Origin of the sequence: Haemophilus haemolyticus, from assembly GCF_003490595.1 — a bacterium.
GTDB lineage: Bacteria > Pseudomonadota > Gammaproteobacteria > Enterobacterales > Pasteurellaceae > Haemophilus > Haemophilus haemolyticus_L.
Map to the genome: position 1 here is coordinate 152,809 of NZ_QQGY01000006.1, position 6,000 is coordinate 158,808.

Sequence of the window (6,000 nt, forward strand, 5' to 3'; positions counted from 1 at the left end):
ATAGCCCACATTTTTAATTGAATGAAGAAGAAACAATGAGTTATCCATTAGAAGAAGTTAATAAACGTCGCACTTTTGCGATTATTTCCCACCCCGATGCAGGTAAAACAACCATCACCGAAAAAGTACTTTTATACGGAAATGCGATTCAAACAGCAGGTTCTGTAAAAGGCAAAGGCTCAACTGCACATGCCAAATCCGACTGGATGGAAATGGAAAAACAACGTGGGATTTCGATTACCACTTCCGTGATGCAATTTCCTTATAATGATTGCCTGGTGAACTTACTTGATACTCCAGGGCACGAAGATTTCTCTGAAGATACTTACCGCACTTTAACCGCTGTGGATAGCTGTTTAATGGTTATCGACTCCGCAAAAGGGGTTGAGGAACGTACAATTAAACTAATGGAAGTGACTCGCTTACGTGATACGCCAATCATCACCTTCATGAACAAACTCGACCGTGATATTCGCGATCCAATGGAATTGTTAGATGAAGTTGAAAATATTCTTAAAATTCGTTGTGCGCCAATTACATGGCCGATTGGTTGCGGAAAATTATTTAAAGGCGTTTATCATATCGCTAAAGATGAAACCTATCTTTATCAATCTGGTCAAGGCTCAACTATTCAAGAAGTTCGCATTGTCAAAGGTTTAAATAGCCCAGAATTAGATGCCGCTGTTGGCGATGATTTAGCACAACAACTTCGCGATGAATTGGAATTAGTGCAAGGCGCAAGTAACGAATTTGAACATGATGCCTTTATTAAAGGTGAACTTACGCCGGTATTTTTCGGGACAGCATTAGGTAACTTCGGGGTGGATCATTTCCTTGATGGTTTAACACAATGGGCACCAAAACCACAATCTCGTCAAGCTGACACAAGAACCGTTGAAAGTGCGGAAGAAAAATTCAGTGGTTTTGTATTTAAAATTCAAGCCAACATGGATCCAAAACACCGCGACCGCGTTGCCTTTATGCGTGTCGTTTCGGGCAAATATGAAAAAGGCATGAAACTAAAACATGTTCGAATTGGTAAAGATGTGGTGATTTCTGACGCACTCACCTTTATGGCTGGCGACCGCGCTCACGCTGAAGAAGCTTACGCTGGTGATATTATTGGTTTACATAATCACGGCACAATCCAAATTGGCGATACCTTTACGCAGGGTGAAACCTTGAAATTTACGGGGATTCCAAACTTTGCGCCAGAGCTATTCCGCCGTATTCGCTTGAGAGATCCACTCAAACAAAAACAATTACTTAAAGGTTTAGTACAACTTTCAGAAGAAGGGGCTGTTCAGGTATTCCGCCCATTAATGAACAACGATTTAATTGTAGGTGCGGTGGGTGTCTTACAGTTTGATGTGGTAGTTTCTCGTCTAAAAACTGAATATAACGTAGAAGCAATGTATGAAAATGTGAACGTTGCAACCGCACGCTGGGTGGAATGTGCCGATGCGAAAAAATTCGAAGAATTTAAACGCAAAAATGAGCAAAATTTAGCTTTAGATGGTGGAGATAACTTAACCTATATTGCGCCAACAATGGTAAATCTGAATTTAGCTCAAGAACGTTATCCTGATGTCGTTTTTTACAAAACTCGTGAACATTAAAACGACATTAAAACGACAAAGTGCGGTGAAATCTCATCGCACTTTTCCAGAAAAAAAGCGTTGAAATTTAATTCAACGCTTTTCTTTTATTTAGAGACTTTTTCTTGTCTTAATCGCCAAAGTTGATAAACATTCACAACGGCTAAAAACGCATTTAATAGTGCAACTGGATAAGCGGCGATAATTACACTATAGATCACAAATAAAATTGCACCCATGCTGTTCACTATGCGTAAATGTACGATAGATTTAAACAAAAATGATACAGCAACAAAAAAGGTTGCGATATAGCCCAATAATTCAACTAAATTCAATTCCATAATTCTATTCTCTTCGATTAAAAATAAAAACGGGCGTCATGATAAAAGATTTTTAAAACAAGGAAAAGATCAGAAAAAAAAGCAACCGATTGCAAGAGAAAATTATTTTATCTTACAAAGAATAAAGGTATTTTTATCATCATTAGCGCATAAAAAGCCGGGACGAGTGCGCACATCTAAAATCTTGGGAAGCTTATCCAATTTGGGGGAATTAGATAACATTAGCTCGCTCAACCAGCACTTTGTCACCGGCTAAATTCTTTTAAGAATCCTGATGGTAATGCTATGAATAATAAAGAAATTTAATAAAACGAGGTTCTATCTTTTGTAATAACTAGAATTCCAATTTCTATTATTCTAGAAATTGGATTGATTATAAACTATGAAGTAACTTTAGATTCAAGAGGATTCTAGAGAAATGAAAGTTATGATTTTATTCTAAATAAAGACAAGTTGAACTAAAAGCATATAGAAAAGCGTACCAACAGCAATAGATAGAAACATATTTTTCTTCCAGAAATGCAACCCTAGCACCACTATGCCAGCAAGAAAATCAGGGATACCATGATAACCAGTTAAAACATCAACATTCTTATAGCAATAAACTACAAGCATACCAAACATAGCTGGAGGTAAAACTTTCCCAAGATAGCGAATATATTGTGGAATCGGACGATTAGCTGGGAATACAAAAAATGGCAATAAGCGCGTAAATTGCACCGTAAACACACAAATTCCAATCGTCATAATCTGTTCTGTAAGTGTCATTTTAGCGACTCCAATTTTGTGTCTAATTTAGGTCCACGCATAGTTAGAATTAACCAGATACCAATTAATGTTGGAATTAAGAAATATTCTTTGCCTACAATTAGTAAAAAAGCTAATGCAATCCCTAAACCTAAGAGAGAACTTTCATGGGATTTTTCCTTTATCCAATTTTCTGCAAAAATGACTAAAAAAAGAGCGGTCATCGAGAATTCCACACCTTTTAAATCAAAAGGTAAAACAGAGCCAAATAAGTTACCCATTGCTGCGCCAACTACCCAATAAATATGCAAATATAAGCTTACAAAAAACATATACCAACCTTTATCTAAGTGCGGTGGAATTTTAGCCATATAATTTAAAGAAAAAGATTCATCAACAAGGGTGGTAATTAAATACCAACGTTTATGACCAATGTGTACGCCATATTTTTCTAACATTGATATGCCATAGAAAATCTGACGAGTACTGATCATCAAGGTAATTAATAACACACTGATTGGAGAAAAAGGCGCGATAAGTGCTCCAGCAGCAATAAACTCAACAGAACCGGCATAAATAAGTAAAGCCATCAAAGTAGGATATAAAAATCCGAAACCTAGTGCCTTCATATAAATACCATATGCCACACCAAGAAATAAAAATCCTGCAATCATTGGCACACTATAAGGAAAAGCTGCTTTAGCCGCCGCACTAATTGGGTGAGACCGCTGATTTTGTTGAGAAAAATTCATTTATTACTTCTATAAATCTAAAACGGATAGCCCTGGTAAAGTTGAAAAACTTTGAGCTTTTACGGTTTGATAAAAATCTTCTAAATAAGAAAGGGATTCATCTTCTTTGCGAATAGCCGCATATAGATTGCTATATAAACCCTCTTTTGTGACTTTTCTTGCCACGACATAACCCTTTTCCAAATAAGGCAACGCAGCCCAATAAGGGATAGTCGCAATGCCACGACGACTCGCTACTAATTGAATCATAGCAATAGTCAATTCAGTTGTGCGGCGAGTAGGATTAATGCCTTTTGGTTTAAGCACTTTACGCAATAGATCTAACATATCATCAGGAACTGGATAAGTTACCCAGGTTTCATCTGCAAAATCTTCCGCATCCCAAATGTCTTTTTCTGCTAAAGGGTGATCTTTTGAGCAAATTCCAACCATCTCATAAGAAAAGAGCGGTTTAAAAATGACATCATCATTATGCTCTACTTCTGATACTATCGCCCAATCGGCTCGGTGAGAAAGCAATAAACCAACAGGATCCGTATGAAAACCAGATACAATATCCAACTCAACTAGCCCCCAATGCCGACGAAATTCATCCATAGCGGGCATTAACCAATCAAAACAAGTATGACATTCCACAGCTATTCTCAGCTGACCCGCATCACCATGTTTAACCCGTGCAAGATCACGTTCAGCATCAACAACTTTTGGCATAACTTCATTAGCAAGACGAATTAAACGCTCTCCAGCCGAAGTAAAACGAAGTGGATTACTTTTACGCTCGAACAAAGGTAAACCGAACTGTTCTTCTATTAATTTAATTTGGTGAGAAAGAGCTGATTGGGTTAGATATACTCGCTTTGCTGCCAAAGAAACGCTCCCTGTCTCTTTTAAGGCTAATAAAGTTTTAAGATGTCTAAATTCTAAAAAGGTTGGTTTCATTAATAATATTCATACAAATATAAAATTAGATGATAGATATAATACCTTAAAATACTAAATATTCGAATTAATATTCTATCGAGAAAACAAAAACCCCAGTCATTCAACTGGGGTTATTCTCTTTTAATTCACATTTGGTAACCCATAGTACCTTACGCTCACATAGGGAAGTCCTACACTACCATCGGAATTACAGCGTTTAACTTCTAATATACATGAAATATGAAAATCATTTATTAATACTTTTTAAAACGGATAATAGAAGAATCAAAATAATAGAAATAAAAGATAATACAATTGTAAGATTTTCAGAATTATAAGCAACTTCCCTACTAAAATCCAACATTTCGTTACAAAAAGCATTAGACCAAGCACACTCACTCAATAAAGGATCTACCATAATTATATTCATGATAAATAAACTTGGAAATATAAATATATAAGCAATACATCTACTCAAATTTAATGAATTTAAACGTTGAATTGAAAATATAATAAGGCTGATAGTAGATGTAACCATAACAATCATTAATAACCAACCTATTACATCAGTAAATAATTTGTATGGAGGATAAGCTAATGGGAGACAGTATAAGGAAATAGAGATTGCTGCATAAATAAAAAATTCCATACGACCTATTTCTTTATTCAGAGAAAAGAAATCTGACATCTGTTTTTGGATATTTTGAAAATCTTGGTTATTCATAATTTATTCCTATTTAGCTTTAACATTTAAAATAACAGAGTTGGTTTCACACTGATAAGTAATCTGATAATCTGGGTTTTCAGAAATAATTCTCGCCATTGATTTATCAATCGTTCTCTTTGTATAATGCAGCAAAACGCTAGTTTTTTGTTCTTTGTCTGAAAGATGGGCTTCTTCTTTTAAAATTACAATTTTAGATTGCACGACTCGATTCAATAATTCGTATGACGTTTCCACTCTAAACCTCTCTAAAGTTAAATTGTTTCTTAGCAATATGTTTCCTTAGATATGTCAATATCTAAGGACTTCAGTATACTGAAGTGAAAAATAAGCTCATTTTTTGTACTAATTAGAGAGATGGAAGTAGGAAAGATATAAAGAAAAAGCGATAGGATTTTAAGGATTTTTTACAATTTATATTTACACTGTTAATGCTAAAAAGCAAAAACCCCATATCTTTCGACACGGGGTTGTTCTTCTGTTTTTATTTAATTTAGATATGTATTTGGTAACCTGGCGGTGCCCTACTCTCACATGGGGATGCCCCACACTACCATCGGCATTACAGCGTTTCACTTCTGAGTTCGGTATGGTTCAGGTGGTTCCACCGTACTATCGCCGCCAGGATAATTCTTTGATAACGTTTATTTTAAATTCTATCTATGTTCTTCATTGGCCACAAGCTGAACGTTTAGTTAATTTCTTTTACTCTGTTTTCCAAAAACACTTGAGCGTTGTATAGTTAAGCCTCTCGGGCAATTAGTACAGGTTAGCTCAATGACTCACATCACTTACACACCCTGCCTATCTACGTCTTAGTCTTAAACAACCCTTACAATCTATAAGATTGGGAGAACTCATCTCTTGGCAAGTTTCGTGCTTAGATGCTTTCAGCACTTATCTCTTCCGCACTTAGC

Annotated in this window: 7 protein-coding genes and 2 rRNA genes; 1 reads left to right on the forward strand and 8 read right to left on the reverse strand. The window is 35.8% G+C overall.

All coding sequences use genetic code 11. The features are described from left to right. Positions 1-35: 35 nt before the first annotated feature. On the forward strand, positions 36-1,619 hold the full coding sequence (gene prfC / locus DV415_RS06165) for a peptide chain release factor 3 (protein WP_118794450.1): 1,584 nt from the start codon (positions 36-38) through the stop codon (positions 1,617-1,619). An 86-nt stretch (positions 1,620-1,705) separates the two neighbouring features. On the opposite strand, the gene DV415_RS06170 is transcribed toward prfC, so the two are convergent. The 8 genes from DV415_RS06170 to DV415_RS06205 form a co-directional block, all read right to left on the reverse strand. Continuing rightward, entirely contained in the window at positions 1,706-1,939 is a 234-nt protein-coding gene (locus DV415_RS06170; protein ID WP_118794451.1) for a YgjV family protein, read from the reverse strand. Between the two features lie 438 nt (positions 1,940-2,377). Next, positions 2,378-2,707 carry a branched-chain amino acid transporter permease gene (locus DV415_RS06175; protein WP_118794452.1) on the reverse strand — a complete coding sequence of 110 codons (330 nt, stop codon included), beginning with the start codon at positions 2,705-2,707 and terminating at the stop codon, positions 2,378-2,380. Beyond that, positions 2,704-3,438, reverse strand: coding sequence for an azaleucine resistance protein AzlC (gene azlC / locus DV415_RS06180; protein ID WP_118794453.1), 735 nt, complete (start codon positions 3,436-3,438; stop codon positions 2,704-2,706). Before azlC ends, DV415_RS06175 begins: the two co-directional genes overlap by 4 nt. Before the next feature lie 9 nt (positions 3,439-3,447). Continuing rightward, positions 3,448-4,377: a LysR family transcriptional regulator gene (locus DV415_RS06185; RefSeq protein ID WP_005644704.1), complete on the reverse strand. Its 930-nt coding sequence runs from the start codon at positions 4,375-4,377 to the stop codon at positions 3,448-3,450. A 229-nt stretch (positions 4,378-4,606) separates the two neighbouring features. Continuing rightward, positions 4,607-5,083, reverse strand: a complete 477-nt coding sequence (locus DV415_RS06190; protein WP_239990910.1) for a hypothetical protein — start codon at positions 5,081-5,083, stop codon at positions 4,607-4,609. A gap of 9 nt (positions 5,084-5,092) precedes the next feature. Further along, the gene (locus DV415_RS06195) at positions 5,093-5,320 is read right to left on the reverse strand and encodes a hypothetical protein (RefSeq protein WP_118794455.1); all 228 of its coding nucleotides are present in this window, start codon (positions 5,318-5,320) and stop codon (positions 5,093-5,095) included. Between the two features lie 274 nt (positions 5,321-5,594). Then, positions 5,595-5,709: ribosomal RNA gene (gene rrf, locus DV415_RS06200) — 5S ribosomal RNA — on the reverse strand. 112 nt (positions 5,710-5,821) lie between these two features. Further along, a 23S ribosomal RNA gene (locus DV415_RS06205) occupies positions 5,822-6,000 on the reverse strand; the annotation flags it as partial.